General features: G+C 71.2%; 9 protein-coding genes. 6 read left to right on the top strand and 3 right to left on the bottom strand.

The genetic code is table 11. The features are described from left to right. Nucleotides 1–57 precede the first annotated feature (57 nt). Together PKO50_RS18195 and PKO50_RS18190 are read left to right on the top strand one after the other, a co-directional pair. A complete protein-coding gene (locus PKO50_RS18195) occupies nucleotides 58–1,017 on the top strand; it encodes a zinc-binding alcohol dehydrogenase family protein (RefSeq protein ID WP_275626830.1) in 960 nt (319 codons plus the stop codon). 149 nt (nucleotides 1,018–1,166) lie between these two features. Then, nucleotides 1,167–1,391 (top strand): hypothetical protein, encoded by a 225-nt coding sequence (locus tag PKO50_RS18190; RefSeq protein WP_109934005.1) that lies wholly within the window; start codon nucleotides 1,167–1,169, stop codon nucleotides 1,389–1,391. A gap of 653 nt (nucleotides 1,392–2,044) precedes the next feature. Here PKO50_RS18190 and PKO50_RS18185 read toward each other — a convergent pair. From PKO50_RS18185 to PKO50_RS18175, 3 genes are all read right to left on the bottom strand, one after another. Continuing rightward, entirely contained in the window at nucleotides 2,045–3,247 is a 1,203-nt protein-coding gene (locus tag PKO50_RS18185) for an NAD(P)/FAD-dependent oxidoreductase (protein ID WP_275626829.1), read from the bottom strand. A gap of 220 nt (nucleotides 3,248–3,467) precedes the next feature. After that, nucleotides 3,468–3,839: a response regulator gene (locus PKO50_RS18180; RefSeq protein ID WP_275626828.1), complete on the bottom strand. Its 372-nt coding sequence runs from the start codon at nucleotides 3,837–3,839 to the stop codon at nucleotides 3,468–3,470. 196 nt (nucleotides 3,840–4,035) lie between these two features. Further along, the gene (locus PKO50_RS18175; protein WP_275626827.1) at nucleotides 4,036–5,058 is read right to left on the bottom strand and encodes a helix-turn-helix domain-containing protein; all 1,023 of its coding nucleotides are present in this window, start codon (nucleotides 5,056–5,058) and stop codon (nucleotides 4,036–4,038) included. A gap of 240 nt (nucleotides 5,059–5,298) precedes the next feature. Between PKO50_RS18175 and PKO50_RS18170 the strand changes: the two genes are divergently transcribed. The 4 genes from PKO50_RS18170 (at nucleotide 5,299) to PKO50_RS18155 (ending at nucleotide 16,263) form a co-directional block, all read left to right on the top strand. After that, a complete protein-coding gene (locus tag PKO50_RS18170; RefSeq protein ID WP_275626826.1) occupies nucleotides 5,299–5,973 on the top strand; it encodes a response regulator in 675 nt (224 codons plus the stop codon). A gap of 22 nt (nucleotides 5,974–5,995) precedes the next feature. Further along, nucleotides 5,996–11,113 carry a trifunctional serine/threonine-protein kinase/ATP-binding protein/sensor histidine kinase gene (locus PKO50_RS18165; RefSeq protein ID WP_275626825.1) on the top strand — a complete coding sequence of 1,706 codons (5,118 nt, stop codon included), beginning with the start codon at nucleotides 5,996–5,998 and terminating at the stop codon, nucleotides 11,111–11,113. A gap of 1,376 nt (nucleotides 11,114–12,489) precedes the next feature. Beyond that, nucleotides 12,490–14,778, top strand: coding sequence for a pyrroloquinoline quinone biosynthesis protein PqqF (gene pqqF, locus PKO50_RS18160; protein WP_275626824.1), 2,289 nt, complete (start codon nucleotides 12,490–12,492; stop codon nucleotides 14,776–14,778). A gap of 288 nt (nucleotides 14,779–15,066) precedes the next feature. Next, on the top strand, nucleotides 15,067–16,263 hold the full coding sequence (locus PKO50_RS18155) for a porin (protein ID WP_275626823.1): 1,197 nt from the start codon (nucleotides 15,067–15,069) through the stop codon (nucleotides 16,261–16,263). The last annotated feature ends 13 nt before the right edge of the window (nucleotides 16,264–16,276 follow it).

Raw genomic sequence — 16,276 nt, 5'->3', positions numbered from 1 at the left:
GGCGCCACGGGGCTGGCCGGGCGAGAATCGCTGTTTTGTGCCTTGGAGAAACCCGCAATGAAAGCCGCCATCGTCCATTCCTTCGAGCAGCCGCCGCGCTACGGCGAGATAGACGCGCCGCAGGCCGCCGCCGGCGAGGTGCTGGTGCGTGTGCGCGCCGCCGCGCTCAGCCAGCTGGTGCGTGCCCAGGCCAGCGGCAAGCACTACAGCAGCGGCAAGACCCTGCCGGTGGTGCCTGGCGCCGATGGCGTCGGCCTGCTGGAAGACGGCAGCCGCGTGTACTTCGCCTTCCCCCGCGCGCCCATCGGCGCCATGGCCGAGGTGGTGGCGGTGGATGCGCGCCAGTGCGTGGCCATCCCCGAGGGCGTCGACGACATCACCGCGGCGGCCATCGCCAACCCCGGCATGTCGTCCTGGGCGGCGCTGCAGGAGCGCGCGCACTTCAAGCCCGGCGAGAGCGTGCTGGTCAACGGCGCCGCCGGCGTCTCCGGGCGCCTTGCCATCCAGGTGGCCAAGCACCTGGGCGCCTCCCGCGTGGTGGCCACCGCGCGCAACCCGGCGGTGGAAGCGGAACTGCGCGCCCTGGGCGCGGACGACTTCATCCGCCTCGACCAGCCGGCCGAGCAGCTGACCGCCGCCTTTCGCGAGGAAATCCAGGGCCGCGGCATCGACGTGGTGCTCGACTACCTGTGGGGCCCGCCGGCGGCCTGCATCCTCGACGCGGTGGTCAGCCACGGCAGCGGCAAGGCCGCGCCGCGCCTGCGCTTCGTCAACATCGGCTCGCTCGCCGGGGCGAGCATCCCCATGGGCCCCGGCGCGCTGCGCAGTTCCGGCCTGGAACTGCTCGGCAGCGGCCTGGGCAGCGTGTCCAACGAAGGCCTGGTGAAGGTGGTCGGCCAACTGCTGCAGGCCATCGGGCCGGCCGGGCTGAAGGTGGACGCCGAGGCGGTGCCGCTGAGCGAGGTCGAGTCGGCCTGGCAGCGCAACGCCGCCGAGCGCATCGTCTTCACCCTGTGATCCGCTGGCTACCCGGAGGGGTATGGGCAACGGCATCTTCTCCAGGTGGTCGCCGCACTCCGATAACCGCCTCCGGCAAACTTCCGTCGTATTGCCCAGCGGCCGCCGGGAACCGAGAATGCGGCCTTCCGGGCAAGAGGTGAGCCGCCATGATCCTGCGCGGTATGGCACAGATGCACATCGACGACCTGCCCCCTCGGTTCCAGACGCTGGTCCGGGGGTTGGCGGGCGTGGAGCCGTTGGGGTTCGTCTGGGTGGTCTTCTACCAGGGACGCATTTTCGGGGCCTACCCCTGCGCCGATCTCGCGTTGCACAAGGTGACCGAGATCGAGCACTGCATCAGCGAGGACGAGGTGCCCAGCGCGCAGGGGTGAGCCGGGGGGCAATCGCGGACGGAGTCCGCTCCTACGATCGTGCTTCCTGGAACCGTAGGAGCAACTGTCTTGCAGGTCGTGCCGAGGTTGCTCTTCGTAGGAGCGAGCTTGCTCGCGAACAGGCTCCGCTGCGGGGCTTATTCGCGAGCAAGCTCGCTCCTACGAGAAGCAGTGCCCGCCGGCAGGGTAGGAGCGGGCCCTGCCCGCGAATCGCGCGCAGGGCGCGCTCCTACAGGTGGGACAGCGGTGGTGGGGTAGGAGCAGCTGTCTATTGGGTTTGGGTGTAGCGCGCCGCTCCGAGTGCGTTGATGTTTCTTGTTTCGCCCCCTCGGGCGAGTCACTTTTGTCAAACGCCACAAAAGTAACCAAAAAGGCAGCCCCGCATACGGGCCCGATGGAGCCGGGCTACCCTCGCGAATTCCCCCGCCACGGAGGCCCGCCCCGAGGGTACGTCCCTGTAGCCCATCGGGGCTCTCGCGACATCCATGTCGCATGACCTCCTGAGCGCCGGTTTCGCTCGGCCTCCTGAAGGGGCGTTCCGGTGCGCTCGGAGGTTTCTCTGGAAGTCCAAAATCAAGAGCGGCACGGCTCTTCGTAGGATCGAGGGGGACGCCTAGTTCTTGCTCGCGAACCCTGGCTCCCCGCGTCCGCGATCAGGCCACCGGAATGAGCGGATCGGCCGCCGCCAGGGCGATGCTGCGGTCCGCTGCCGGCGGGTAGATCCACAGGGTGTTGATCTGCGTCTTCAGCTCCTTGGCCGGCTGCCCGACCAGCTTGACCTGGCGGTCCCAGCCCTCGGTGTACACCGCGCCCCAGGCGCCCAGGTCCAGGCAGGTCACGTACTTGGGCTGGCGGTAGGTGGTGGGTGGCACGCCCAGCAGGTCGGCGGCGGCGTTGTTGCCGGCGTGGCGGCCCAGGGAGATGGCGTGCTGGCAGGACATCACCGCGTGGTTGCCGAGGTCGTCGGTGGCGGCGTAGGCCACGTCGCCGGCGGCGAATATCCTGCCCTGGCCGCGTACCCGGAGGTTGCCGTCCACGTGCAGGCGGCCCTGGGCGTCGCGCTCGCCGCCCACCTGCCCGGTCAGCGGGCTGGCGCGGAAGCCCACGGTCCAGATGAGCGTGTGGCTGTCGATGCGGCGGCCGTCGGCGAGGGTCACGCCATTGGCGTCCACCGCCGCGACGCTGGCGCCGGGCAGCCATTCGATGCCCAGTTCCCTGGAGGCCTCGACGATGGACGGGCGGATGCCGTCGCCCAGGGCGGCGGCCACCTGCGCGCCGCGGTCGACGATGACCACGCGGATGTCCTGGTCCGCGCCCAGCGCCTGGCGCAGGCGCGCCGGCATCTCGGTGGCGGTCTCGATGCCGGTGAAGCCGCCGCCGGCGATCACCACGGTGTTGCGCGCCGGGCTGGCGGGCCGCTCGCCCAGGGCCTTGAGGTGTTCTTCCAGGCGTGCCGCGGACTCGATCTGGTCGACGTCGAAGGCGTGGCTGCCCAGGCCCGGCACCGGCGGCCGGGCGAGCTGGCTGCCGGTGGCCAGCACCAGGCGGTCGTAGCCCAGCTCGCCCTGGCGGCCGGCGGCGTCGCGGTAGCCGACGGTCTGCGCCTGCTCGTCGATGCGCTCGGCGGTGCCCTGGACGAAGCGTATGCCCACGGTGTCGAACAGGGCGTCCAGCGGGGCGAACATGCGGTCCACCTCGGGCTCGTAGAAGCGTGGGCGGATGCGCAGCTCCGCCTGGGGCGCCAGGAGGGTGACCTGTACGTCGTGACGGTCGTGTTTGTCCAGCAGGCGTGCCGCGCTCAAGGCGCTCCAGAGCCCACCGAAGCCTGCGCCAACGATCAGAATCTGCTGTTTCATGACTTGCTCCCGAATAGGTGAGGGGATGAATGACCTTGAAGTTTCGGCTTCAGGTCCGGCGTGACGAGCATCGTGCCGGCATTGGCGCATCCGATCGTCCGCTGTGGAATTCATGCTATTCGGGGAACTTGCGCCGCACACTTCTACATGGGGTTCGCGGAATAGTGCGTTGGTCTGGCGGATATATACCTAGGTATCGGCGGAACTTGCCGGGGAGGTTTCAGCAGGGCTGGCGCAGGGTGCTTTCGATGCACGCGAGCAGGCGCTCGGCGTCGAACGGTTTGGACAGGCAGGCGAGCGGGACGGGAACCGCCTCGGGGTAGGCGGTGATGAAGATGACGGGAACGCACAGGCCCATGGCGATGAGCCTTGCATGCAGCTGCAGGCCGCTCATGCCGGGCATCTGCACGTCGGAAACCAGGCACTGCACCTCGCCGGGCTCTCCGGCGGAGAGAAAGTCCAAAGCGCTGGAATGACTGCGCACGCGGTAGCCGCTGGCGCGCAGCAGGCTCTCCAGCGCCGCGCGCACGGATTCATCGTCGTCGACCACGGCAATCACGGCCGTATGGCGACTCGGGGGTTCTTGGATCATCCGGAATTGCTCGTGGCGGTATCTGTCGAGATTTCAAGATACGCCAGCGGACAAGGCGAAGAAGTATACCTGGGTATAGTCCGGCGAGACCTGGGTATGGGTTCTTGCAAACTTCCGTCGAGGCACTTTCCACAACTTCGTAACTTGCCTTGATCACTAAAAGGCAAGCTCATCCATACGAAGACGAAGGCAGCACTCAGGCCTCGCGAGTGAAACGGCTGCGGTAGTCGCGCGGGGAGAGGGACAGGTTGCGCTGGAAGGTGACGCGCATCCGCTCCTCGTTGCCGAAGCCGCATTGCCGGGCGATCTGCTCGATGCTCTGCGTCGAGTGCTCCAGCAGGCGCCTGGCCGCCTCCAGGCGGAACAGCTCGATGGCCCTGGACGGGGTGCGGCCGGTCTTCTGCTTGTAGACCCGCGAGAAGTTGCGCGGGCTCATCCGCGCGCGCTCGGCCAGGCTTTCCACCGTCAGTCCGGGCTCGCCCAGGTGCTCGGCCAGCCACAGGTGCAGCTCGTCGAACAGCGGGCTGTCCGCGGCCTGGGACTGCAGCAGCGTGCTGTACTGCGCCTGGCCGCCGGGGCGCTTGAGGTACACCACCAGTTCGCGGGCCACCGCCATGGCCACCTCGCGGCCGCAGTCGGCCTCCACCAGGGCCAGCGCCAGGTCGATGCCGGCGCTCACGCCCGCCGAGGTCCAGACCGCGCCCTGCTGGATGAAGATGGCGTCGGCATCCACCTGCACCGCCGGGAAGCGCTGCCCGAGGGTGTCGCACAGGGCCCAGTGGGTGGCGGCGCGGCGGCCGTCGAGCAGGCCGGCCTTGGCCAGCAGGAAGGCGCCGCTGCACACCGCGGCGACGCGCCGGGCCCGCGGTGCGGCGGCGGCTATCCAGGCCGCCAGCTCGGCGTGGCTGTCCAGGGTCTGGCAGATGTCCGGGGCGCCGGGGACCACCAGGGTGTCCACCGCCAGGTTCTGCGGCGGGGCCAGGGCTACGCTGTCCACCGCCAGGCCCTCCACCGTGCGCACCAGGCCGCCGGCGAGGCTGGCGGTGCGCAGGCGGTAGCCGGGCAGGCCGCGTTCGGCCAGCGCCCTGCTGGCGGCCCAGAACACCGTCTGGGCGCCGCTGAGGTCGAGCAGGCCCATGTCCGGGTAGGCCACGAACAGCACGTCGCGCGGGCCGCCGGGTGTTTCGTTCATCATGCTGTCGCCAGGGGTTTCGCTCATCGCCACGCCGCCATGCCCGTTCCAGTTGCCTGGCGGAATACCGCCTGCGGCTGCGCTTTGCAAGCGCGGCGTCGGCGCTGGCCGATAACCTGGGATTTATGGCCTGGCGGGTGCGCGCGGCGGCGCGCTAGCCTTTTCCGGATGACAACCGTCCGGCCGCCGCGTTGCCGGGTGTGGCGGCATGGGCTAGATTTTTCGGGCTGCATGCCGTGCGCACCGCCGGCCGCCAGAGGAGACGAAATGAGTTCGTGGTCGCAATCGGGTTCGGCCCAGGGCGCCGCCGGCCACCAGGACCCCGTGGTCTACGTGGTGGACGACGACGAGTCGATGCGCCTGGCGCTGTCGGGCCTGCTGCGCTCCATCGGCCTGCGCGTGGAGGCCTTCGAATCCCCCCGGGACTTCCTCGCCTTCCCCCGCCACGACGTGCCCAGCTGCCTGGTGCTCGACGTGCGCCTGCGCGGCGAGAGCGGCCTGGCCTTCCAGGAGCAGGTGCAGAAGCACGGCCTGCGCATGCCCATCGTGTTCATGACCGGCCACGGCGACATCGCCATGACCGTCAAGGCCATGAAGGCGGGGGCGGTCGACTTCCTCGCCAAGCCGTTCCGCGACCAGGACATGCTCGACGCCGTGGCCAGCGCCCTGGCCAGGGACACCGAGCGGCTCGCCGCCGAGCGCTCCAGCGCCGGGCTGCGCGAGGCCTACGCCGCGCTCACCGCCCGCGAGCGGGAAGTGATGGGCTACGTGGTGGCCGGCCTGATGAACAAGCAGATCGCCGCCGAGCTGAACCTCAGCGAGGTGACGGTGAAGGTCCACCGCGGGCAGCTGATGCGCAAGCTGGCGGCGCGCTCGGTGGCGGACCTGGTGCGCAAGTCCGAGGCCCTGGGCATCGCGCCGCAGACGCGCCGGGCCCCCTGAGCGGGCGCGGCGTGGAGCGGGGATGAGCGACAGACAGCAGGCCCTGTGGGACGACGGCGAGCGCGTCTTCAGCCGTGGACGGCACCCGCGTGACGAAGCGCTGGGCGTGCTGCTCGCGCGCCCGGCCGGCGAGCCGCCGCAGCCCGCCAGCCTGGAACGCCTGGCCCACGAGTTCGGCCTGAAGGACGAGCTGGATGGCGCCTGGGCGGTGCGCCCGCTGGCGCTGCTGCGCGAGGGCGGGCGCAGCCTGCTGGTGCTGGAGGACCCCGGCGGCGAGCCGCTGTCGGCCCGGCTGGGGGCGCCCATGGAGACCGGCCGCTTCCTGCAGCTGGCCGTGGGCATCAGCGCGGCCCTGGGCCGCCTGCACCAGCGCGGCCTGGTGCACAAGGACCTGAAGCCGCCGCACATCTTGGTCGACTGCGCCGACGGCCGCGTCCGCCTCACCGGCTTCGGCCTGGCCTCGTGGCTGCCGCGGGAGCGCCAGGCGCCCGAGCCGCCGGAGACCATCGCCGGCACCCTGGCCTACATGGCGCCCGAGCAGACCGGGCGGATGAACCGCTCGATCGACTCGCGCAGCGACCTCTACGCCCTGGGCATCACCCTCTACCAGATGCTCACCGGCGACCTGCCGTTCGCCGCCAGCGAGGCCATGGAGTGGGTGCACTGCCACATCGCGCGCCAGGCGGTGCCGCCCGGCGCGCGGGTGGCGAGCATTCCGCCGCCGCTGTCGCGGCTGGTCATGAAGCTGCTGGCCAAGACCGCCGAGGAACGCTACCAGAGCGCCGCGGGGCTGGAGCACGACCTGCGCCGCTGCCTGGCGAGCTGGCAGCGCCAGGGGCGCATCGACGACTTCCCGCTGGACGGGCACAGCGTGCCGGAGCGCCTGCTGGTCCCCGAGAAGCTCTACGGCCGCGACGCCGAGGTGGCCACCCTGGTCGCCGCCTTCGAGCGCATAGTCGGCGGTGACGCGCCAGGGCTGGTGCTGGTGTCCGGCTATTCCGGCATCGGCAAGTCCTCGGTGGTCAACGAGCTGCACAAGCTGCTGGTGCCGCCGCGCGGGCTGTTCGCCGCCGGCAAGTTCGACCAGTACAAGCGCAACATCCCGTACTCGACCCTGGTGCAGGCCTTCCAGGGCCTGGTGCGCATGCTCCTGGGCAAGAACGACCGGGAACTGGCGCGCTGGCGCCAGGCCCTGCTGGCGGCGCTGGGCGCCAATGCGCGGGTCATGACCGAGCTGATCCCGGAACTGAAGCTGGTCATCGGCGAGCCGCCGCCGCTGCCGCTGCTCGAGCCGCAGCAGGCGCAGCGCCGCTTCCTGCTGGTGTTCAAGCGCTTCATCGGCGTGTTCGCCCGGCCGGAGCACCCGCTGGCGCTGTTCCTCGACGACCTGCAATGGCTGGATGCGGCCACCCTCGGCCTGCTGGAAGAGCTGCTGACCAGCGACGACCTGCGCCACCTGATGCTGGTCGGCGCCTACCGCAGCAACGAGGTGGACGAGGCCCACCCCTTGCGCGCCACGCTGCGCAAGGTCGGCAAGGCACAGGTGCGCATCGACGAGATCGGCCTGGCGCCGCTCGGCCGCGCCCACGTCGAGCAACTGATCGCCGAGGCCCTGCACGGCGAGCCGGCGCGCGTCCGCCCGCTGGCGCAACTGGTGCACGGGAAGACCGCCGGCAATCCGTTCTTCGTCATCCAGTTCATCCAGGCCCTGGCGGAGGAGGGCCTGCTGGCCTTCGACGCCGGCGCGCGGGGCTGGCGCTGGGACCTCGGGCGCATCCAGGCCATGGGCTACACCGACAACGTCGTCGACCTGATGCTCGACAAGCTGGGCCGCCTGCCGGCGCAGACCCGCGAGGTGCTGCAGCAGCTGGCCTGCCTGGGCAACCGCGCCGAGGCCGGGGCGCTGGGCCGCGTGCTGGCGCTGCCACGCGGCCAGCTGCAGCGGGCCCTGTGGGCGGCCATCCGGCAGGAGCTGGTGGAACGCGTGGACGGCGCCTACGCCTTCGCCCACGACCGCATCCACGAGGCGGCCTACCTGCTGATCCCCCAGGCCGAACGCGCCGCGGCGCACCTGCGGATCGGCCGCCTGCTGGCCGAGCAGACGCCGCCGCAGGCGCGCGAAGAGGCCATCTTCGAGATCGTCGGCCAGCTCAACCGCGGCGCCGCGCTGATCGCCGAACCGACCGAACGGGAGCGGCTGGCCGGGTTCAACCTGCTCGCCGGGCAGCGGGCCAGGTCCTCGGCCGCCTATGCCTCGGCGCTGGCTTATTTCAGCCGGGGCCTGGAACTGCTGGACGAGGCGTGCTGGCAGGCCCGGCACGAGCTGATGTTCGCCCTGGAGTCCGGCCGCGCCGAGTGCGAGTTCGTCACCGGCCAGGTGGCCGTGGCCGAGCAGCGCCTGCGGGCGCTGTCCGGACGCGCCGCGACGACCGTGCAACGCGCCTGGGTGGCCTGCCTGCAGGTGGACGTCTACCTGATCCTCGACCGCCGCGACGACGCGGTGGCCGTGTGCCTGGATTTCCTCCGCCACGTGGGCATCGACTGGCCGGCCCACCCGGACGACGCCACGGTGCAGGCCGAGTATGAGCGCATCCGTACGCAGCTCGGCGCGCGGCCCATCGAGACGCTCATCGACCTGCCGCCGATGCGCGACCCGCTCGCCCTGGCCACCATCGAGGCGCTGACCACGCTGTTCTCGCCGGCCCTGCACACCGACGGCAACCTGGCCTGCCTGACCATCTGCAAGGCCATCAACCTCAGCCTGGAGCACGGCAACGGCGACGCCTCCTGCGTGGCCTACGCCAACATCCCGCGGGTCGCCGGGCGGCGTTTCGGCGACTACGACGCCGGCTTGCGCTTCGGCCGGCTCGGCTGCGAACTCGTCGAACGGCGCCGCCTGGAGCGCTACGAGGCGCGCACCCTGCTTTCCTTCTCGCTGTTCGCCGCGCGCTGGGTGCAGCCGGTGCGCGCCTGCGACGAGCAGCTGCGCCGCGTGTTCGACAGCGCCAACCGCACCGGCGACCTGCCGTTCGGCGCCTTCGCCTGCAACAGCCTGGTGTCCAACCTGCTGTTCGGCGGCGAGCCGCTGCCCGAGCTGCAGGCCGAGGCGGAGCGCGGCCTGGGCTACGCCGGCAAGGTGGGGTTCGGCCTGGTCATCGACTTCCTCGACAACCAGCTCGCCCTGGTCCGCATGCTGCGGGGCCTGGCGCCGCGCTTCGGCCACCTGGACCAGGACGGTTTCAGCGAGGCTGACACCGAGGCGCGCCTGGCCGGCGCCTCGCGGGTGTACAGCTGCTGGTACTGGATCCGCAAGCTGCAGGCGCGCTACTTCGCCGGCGACCACGCGGCGGCACTGGAGGCCTCCGCCCAGGCGCAGCCGCTGCTGTGGACTTCCCACGCGTTCATCGAGGAAGCCGAATACTGCTTCTTCGACGCGCTCGCCCACGCGGCGCTGTGCGACGCCGCTGCGCCGGGCGACCGCCACCTCGGCGCCGTGGCCGCGCACCGGGAGGAACTGCGGATGTGGGCGCACCTGTGCCCGGCCAACTTCACCTGCCACGTCCTGCTGCTGGAGGCCGAACTCGCCCGCCTGCAGGGCCGCCTGGCGGATGCCGAACTGCATTACGAGCAGGCCATCCGCGCGGCCCAGGAAGGCGGCTTCATCCAGGTCGAGGCGCTGGCCAACGAGCTGGCGGCCGCCTGCTACGCCGCACGCGGGCTCGACAGGGTGGCCCGTGTCTACCTGCAGGGCGCCGGCGACTGCTACCAGCGCTGGGGCGCCGAGGGGAAGGTGCGGCAGCTGCAGGCGCGCCATCCCTTCCTCGGCGAGCAGGCGCCGGCGCCGGGCCCCACGGCCACCATGGCCACCCCGGTGGAGCAGCTGGACCTGGCCACCGTGCTCAAGGTGCTGCAGACCACCTCCGGCGAGATCGCGCTGGAAGGGCTGGTGGACCGGGTCATGCGCACGGCCATCGAACAGGCCGGCGCCGAACGCGGCGTACTGGTGCTCCAGGGCGCCGGCGAACCGCGCATCGTGGCCCAGGCGACGGTCGACGACGACGCGCCGGCGCTGCAACTGCGCGACGAGCCGGTGAGCGAGGCGCTGCTGCCCGAGGCGGTGCTCTACCAGGTGCTGCGCACCGGCCAGAGCCTGGTGCTGGACGACGCCCTGGCCGAGGCGGCGTACGCCAGCTCGGCCTACGTGCGCAGCCGCCAGGCGCGCTCCATCCTCTGCCTGCCGCTGATGAACCAGGGCCAGCTCACCGGCGCCCTGTACCTGGAGAACAACCTGACCGCCCGGGCCTTCAGCCCGGCGCGCACCGCGGTGCTCAAGCTGGTGGCCTCGCAGGCCGCCAGCTCCCTGGAGAACGCCCGGCTGTACCGCGACGTCGCCGAGCGCGAGCGGCGCTACCGCGAGGTGCAGGCCGAACTGGCCCACGCCAACCGCGTGGCGACCATGGGCCAGCTCACCGCGTCCATCGCCCACGAGGTCAACCAGCCGATCGCCGCCACCGTCACCAACGCCTACGCGGCGCAGCGCTGGCTGGCGGCACGGCCGCCGGAGCTGGGCGAGGTGGGGCAGGTGCTCGAACGTATCGTCAAGGACGCCAACCGCGCCTCGGACGTGCTCAAGCGCATCCGCGGGCTGCTGCGCAAGGCGCCGTCGCAGAAGGCCGCGGTGGACATCAACGAGGCGATCCTGGAAATGGTCGAGTTCACCCGCGGCCAGGCCGCCAAGGGCGGTGTATCCGTACGCACGCGGCTGGCCGACGGGCTGCCGCCGGTGCAGGGCGACCGGGTGGCGCTGCAGCAGGTGCTGCTCAACCTGATCATCAACGCCATCGAGGCCATGGGCGACGTCGACGACGGGGTGCGCCAGCTGGACATCGAAACGGTGGCGGACGACGAAGGCGGCGTGGCGGTGAGCATCGGCGACTCCGGCCCGGGGTTCGCCGCGCAGGACGCCGGGCAGCTCTTCGCGCCTTTCTACACCACCAAGCCCAGCGGCCTGGGCATGGGCCTGTCGATCTGCCGCTCGATCGTCGAGGCCCATGGCGGGCAGCTCCAGGCGCTGGCCAACCCACCCCGCGGCGCGCTCGTCCGCTTCAGCCTGCGGGGCCGCCCGGACGAGGCCCCATAGCCGCGACAGGCCACCGTCCACGATTGCCCCCCGCCACGCCGGACGCCCCGCTGGCACGGCCAACGGCGGATAACCGCGAACGGTTATGCGCCCTACGGGTAGACCTGGCGTAGGGCGAATAACGCTCCGCGTTATCCGCCGTTTGACCTTGGCCGCATTCCGCTCGGTACCGGGCACGGAGCCGCCGTCGGAGCTGCGCCAGGCTCAACCACGGCGTTGCCGACAAGGAAGGTGAGGCGGCGGATAACCGCGAACGGTTATTCGCCCTACGGGTGGGCCTGGCGTAGGGCGAATAACGCTCCGCGTTATCCGCCGTTTGGCCTTGGCCGCATTCGGCTCGGCGCCGGGCACGGAGCCGCCGTTGGAGCTGCGCCAGGCTCAACCACGGCGTTGCCGACAAGGAGGGTGTAGCGGCGGATAACCGCGAACGGTTATTCGCCCTACGGGTGGGCCTGGCGTAGGGCGAATAACGCTCCGCGTTATCCGCCGTTTGACCTTGGCCGCATTCCGCTCGGCGCCGGGCACGGAGCCGCCGTCGGAGCTGCGCCAGGCTCAACCACGGAGTTGCCGACAAGAAAGGTGTAGCGGCGGATAACCGCGAACGGTTATCCGCCCTACGGGTGGGCCTGGCGTAGGGCGAATAACGCTCCGCGTTATCCGCCGTTTGACCTTGGCCGCATTCCGCTCGGTGCCGTGCACGGAGTCGCCATCGGAGCCGCGCCAGGCTCAACCACGGCGTTGCCGACAAGGAAGGTGTAGCGGCGGATAACCGCGAACGGTTATGCGCCCTACGAGTGGGCCTGGCGTAGGGCGAATAACGCTCCGCGTTATCCGCCGTTTGACCTTGGCCGCATTCCGCTCGGCGCCGGGCACGGAGCCGCCGTCGGAGCTGCGCCAGGCTCAACCACGGTGTTGCCGACAAGGAAGGTGTAGCGGCGGATAACCGCGAACGGTTATCCGCCCTACGGTTGGCACGGCCGTAGGAGCGGACTCCGTCCGCGATTGTCCCCGCCGCGCCGAGCGCCCCGGCCGTACCCGGCTCGGCTATGCTGGAATTTTCGACTGCCTTGCGAGGGTGCGTCATGGGCCTGAACGATGCGAGCCAGCGGCTGCGGCGCGAATTACTGAACATGGCCTTCCGCCACGAGGGGCTGGCGACCGACCTGGGCGGGCCGCCGAGCAGCTGCCGGCGTCCCAGGCGGTGCACCTGGTGCGCATGGCGGCGTTCCTGCAGGGCGATGCCGAACGGCTGATCGCCATGGCCGAGCAGGTGCGCACGGGCGTCATCAGCGCCAGCGGCTCCTGACCCCTCCAAAGCACTATTCCCTTCCTCCGGCGTGCGGGTAAGGTGGCGGCAGAACACCACTGGATTGCCCATGAACCGCAACGCCACGCCCCCGCAGGCCCGCCAGGTCGTCCTGGCCAACGGCCTGGGGCTGACCCTGGTGCACGATCCGCAGGCCACCCGCGCCGCCGCCCTGGTGCGGGTGGCGGCCGGCAGCCATGACGAGCCGCCGGCGCACCCGGGGCTTGCGCATTTCCTCGAGCACCTGCTGTTCCTTGGCGGCGCGCGCTTCGCCGCGGGCGAGCGGCTGATGCCCTGGGTGCAGGCGCGGGGCGGGCGCCTGAATGCCAGCACCCTGGCACGCACCACGGACTACTTCTTCGAGGTGCCCGCCGCGGCGCTGGACGGGGGCCTGGCGCGCCTGGCGGACATGCTGGCCGGCCCGCTGCCGGAGGCCGGCGCGCAGCTCGGCGAGCGCGAGGTGCTGGAAGCGGAGTACATCGCCCGCGCGACCGATGCCGGCACCCTGATCGACGCGGCCCTGGCCGCCGGGGTGGCCGAGGGGCATCCGCTGCGCCGTTTCGTGGCCGGCCGGCGTGCCAGCCTGGCGGTGGAAGAGGAGGGCTTCCAGCGCGCGCTGCGAGACTTCCACGGCAGCTTCTACCAGCCTGGCAACCTGCAGCTGTGGCTGCAGGGGCCGCAGTCGCTCGACGAATTGCAGGCGCTCGCCGCCAGGTATTGCGAGGGCTGGCCGGCCGGCCAGCTGCCGGCCCGCGAGCGCCCTCCGGCCCTGGCGCCGTTGGCGGAGGACTGGCTCCACCTGCGCCTGCCCGGTGCGCCGCGCCTGGTGCTGGGCTTCGCCGTGGATGAGCTGGACGCCGCCGCCGAACAGACCCTCGACGCCCTGGCCGGCCTGCTGGCCGACGAGGCGGCTGGCGGGCTGCTGGCCTGGCTGGGGGAGCGGGGGTTGTGCGATGCGGCGGCCCTCCGGGTGGCCTACCGCGCAGCGGGGCAGGCGCTGTTGGCCGTGACCTTCGAGCTGGCGCAGGCCCGGCATGCGCCGACCGTCGAAGCGGCCTTCCTCGATTGGCTGCGTGCACTGTGCAGTGGCAGCGGCGAGGCGCTGGTGCCGGCCGAATGGCATCACCTGGCGCCCCTGGAGCAATTGCGCCAGCGGGCCCGCGGCCTGCCGGCGCCGGTCGTGCCGCAGTGGCTGGCGGCGCTGGACGCTTCGCGCCCGGTCCGCCTGCTGGTCGCGCCGGATGCGCCGGGCCGGCCCACCTGCGTGGCCGGCTTCGAACTGCAGCTCAGGCGCGGGCCGGCCAAGCCCCTGGACTTCGCCCCCCGGGCCTGGCGCTTCGAGGCGCCGGCACCGGCCAGCACAGCGCCGGCGGGTACGTTGCACCTGCGCTGGCGCTTCCCGAATGTGCCGGCCCGCAGCCACTTCCTCGCCCTGCGCCACGGCCTGCGCCCGCTGGCCGGGCTGGCGCGGCGCAGTGGCGTGAGCCTGCGCCTGGACGAGGAGGGCGCCGACTGGGCCCTGGGCCTGCAGGGCCCGGCCGACCGCCTGCAAAGCTGCCTGGACCGCGCCCTGGCGCTGCTGGCCGAGCCCCCCGCGGCGCTGGCCGCCCAGGGCGAACGCCTGCTGCAGCGCGAGCTACAGCGCAAGGCCGCCGAACTGCCGATCCGCCGCCTGCTCGACGCCTTGCCGGCCAGCCTGGCGGGTGAGGGCGAGGGCCTGCCGGACTGGTCCGCGGCGCGTTGGGACGTGCTGGCCCGCCATGCCGAGCCACCCCAGGCGAGCCGGGTACCCGGCCTGCCGACGACGCAGCCTCTGCTGCCGCCGGCCCTGGCCGCGGGCTACCATCGCCGCGTCGTAGCGGGCGAGGGCGAGGCGGCGCTGCTGCTGTTCTGCCCGCTGCCAGGACGTGGCGCGGCGCAGGAGGCCGCCTGGCGGCTGCTGGCGCGCGAGCTGGAGGGCGGCTTCTACCAGCGCCTGCGCGTCGAGCTGAACCTGGGCTACGCGCTGTTCTGCGGCTTCCGCCAGGTGGCCGGCTGGCGCGGGCTGCTGTTCGCGGTGCAGTCGCCGCACACGCAGCCGGAGGCCCTGTATGGCCACCTGCGCGCCTTCCTGGAAAGCGCCGCCGCTTCCCTGGGCGAACTGCCCGAGGCCCGCCTGCACGACCTCGCCAACGCCCTGGCCCACGAGCCCGCCGGCGAGGACGCGGCCTGGCGCGACCAGCTCGCCGGCGTCGCCGCCGACCACGCGAAACGCGTGGCCGAGGCGGCCCGGCGCATGACCCGCTCCGACCTCCTGGCCGCCCACGCCGCCTTGCTGGGCGAGCAGGGCGGCAGTTGGCTGCTGACCAACCGCGCCTGAGCCCCTCCAACCCTCCTTCCACCGCTGCCCGGGCATACCGCCCCGGGCACGTACGCCTGCGACTTTGGTCCTGCGCCGCAAGGCCCGCTGCCAAGGTGCCGCTACCCCCGCGACCAAGGCGCCGAGCCTTGTGGTGGCCTGGTGCCATGGCCTTGCGCAGCGCTCCGGCAAGCCCCACGCAAGCAGCGCCGAAGCGCGCCCAAAGCAGCGTATGGCGCCGCGCAAGCCGTTTCGATAATCGCCTCCGCCACGACCCCGAACGGTCATCCATCCCCTGCGGAGCGCGTCATGAACAAGAACAACACCGCCATTCGCCGTTTCCTGCCCCTGGCCCTGGCCTCGCTGGGCAGCCTGGGCTGCCTGCCGGCCGTCGCCGACATCAAGCTGTACGACAAGGACGACACCACCTTCTCCACCGACGGCTACTTCAACGCCTTCTACGTCAACAGCGACGTGGACCGCGAGGGCGAGACCTACGACCGCCGCCAGTCGCGGGTGAAGATGGGCTTCCTGCCCAACTACATCGGCTTCAACTTCGGCAAGAAGATCGACGGCCTGACCCTCACCGGGCGTTCCTCGTTCTGGGTGACCATCAACGACAGCGAGCAGGACGGCACCGACACCGCCATCGACGTGCGGCAGTTCTACGGCAACGTGGCCGGCGACTGGGGCGAGGTGCTGATCGGCAAGGACTTCGGCCTGTTCTCGCGTTCCAACATCTTCCTCGACGAACTGCTGGCCGGCTTCGGCAACGCCAGCGACACCCTCGGCCTGGTGGACGGCAAGGGCGTGTCCTTCGGCAACATCGGCACCGGCTACCCGTACCCGTTCCCCACCTCGCAGATCACCTACCGCAACAACAACCTGGTGGACGGCCTGCGCGTGGCGGTGGGCATCATGGACCCGATCGACACCAACCAGATCGACAAGGACGCCAGCGACGGCCTGGACGACAAGGCCTACCAGGACAACCCGCGCTACGAGAGCGAGATCAGCTACCAGTTCGACCTGGCCGGCGCGCAGATCTACAGCTGGGTCAACGGCGCCTACCAGACCTCGAAGAACACCAACGACCAGGTCGACGACGTCACCTCCAAGGGCCTGGGCTACGGCATCCAGGCCAAGTTCGGCGGCGTGTCGCTGACCGGCTCGGGCTTCACCGCCAAGGGCATCAACCCCTTCTTCACCAACAACGCCGGCGAAGCCGCGCTGCGCGAGGTGGACAGCCGCGGCATGCTGCTGCAGGGCTCCTACAGCTGGGGCAAGAACCGCGTGGCGCTGTCCTACGGCAAGACCGAGGACGACGGCAACGGCCTGGGCAGCGCGGCCGACTACTCCACCCGCGGCATCGCCTACTTCCGCACCATCAACGACAACCTCAAGCTGGTGGCCGAGTACAACCAGTACGAGATCGACGGCCGCAAGGGCTCGCTGGTGAGCGAGGACACCGACACCTTCGCGGTTGGCGCGGTACTGAACTGGTAATTCCCGAGCTCCT

Source organism: Pseudomonas sp. 273 (assembly GCF_029201425.1).
GTDB classification, from domain to species: Bacteria; Pseudomonadota; Gammaproteobacteria; order Pseudomonadales; family Pseudomonadaceae; genus Pseudomonas; species Pseudomonas delhiensis.
The sequence above is the reverse complement of the archived record's forward strand: the minus strand, read 5'-3'. Positions and strand labels throughout refer to the sequence as shown.